The organism is Oleiphilus sp. HI0079 (genome assembly GCF_001635105.1).
This window is the reverse complement of the sequence record NZ_LWFT01001125.1, coordinates 1-676: the sequence shown is the minus strand read 5'-3', so window position 1 is coordinate 676 and position 676 is coordinate 1. Positions and strand designations below refer to the sequence as shown.

2 pseudogenes are annotated in these 676 nt (G+C 50.7%); both read left to right on the top strand.

Features of this window, described 5'->3' with window-relative positions:
• Positions 1-9: 9 nt before the first annotated feature.
• Positions 10-57, top strand: a pseudogene (locus A3750_RS27370) (hypothetical protein); the annotation flags it as partial.
• A 21-nt stretch (positions 58-78) separates the two neighbouring features.
• Positions 79-676 (top strand): annotated as a pseudogene (locus A3750_RS19940) (hypothetical protein); the annotation flags it as partial.

Genomic DNA, 676 nt, shown 5'->3' with positions numbered 1-676 from the left:
AGCGGTGCGTTGGCGCTTAATTTTGCTAGCTTCGAAGATTACTTTTATACACAAGGGCGGGAGTGGGAGCGCTTTGCAATGATTAAAGCGCGTGCGATCACCGGCTTGCCGGCGGATCGCGCTTATTTGATTGAAAAAATCGTTCAGCCCTTTGTCTATCGTCGCTATCCGGATTACTCGAGCTTTGAGGCTTTGAGAGAGATGAAGAGGCTAATTAAGTCGGAGGTGCATCGAAAGGGTGGTGAGCAGAACATTAAGCTGGGTAACGGCGGTATTCGGGAGATTGAGTTTATTGCCCAAGCGACGCAGTTGATATATGGAGGGCGTGACCAACGACTCCAAGATACTGGTCTTCAATCGGTTTATAGCACCTTGGCCGAGGCGGAGTATTTGCCCGGCGAGTGGGTGAAAACGCTACTCGAAACATATCGCTATTTGCGTGATATGGAGCATGGAATCCAAGGTTTCAAGGATCAACAAACCCAGCTGCTGCCGCAAGATCAAACGGCTCAATCCGCTCTAGTGGCCGCAATGCAAGAAGATAGTTGGGAGGTAATGATTGCGCGCATGAGCGACCTGCGTGCCAATGTCACGGCGGTGTTTGAAGACTTCTTGCATGAAGAGGGTGATGCGAGTGCAGATCAGACCGAGTCCGACTATCACTGGCTTCAGCTCT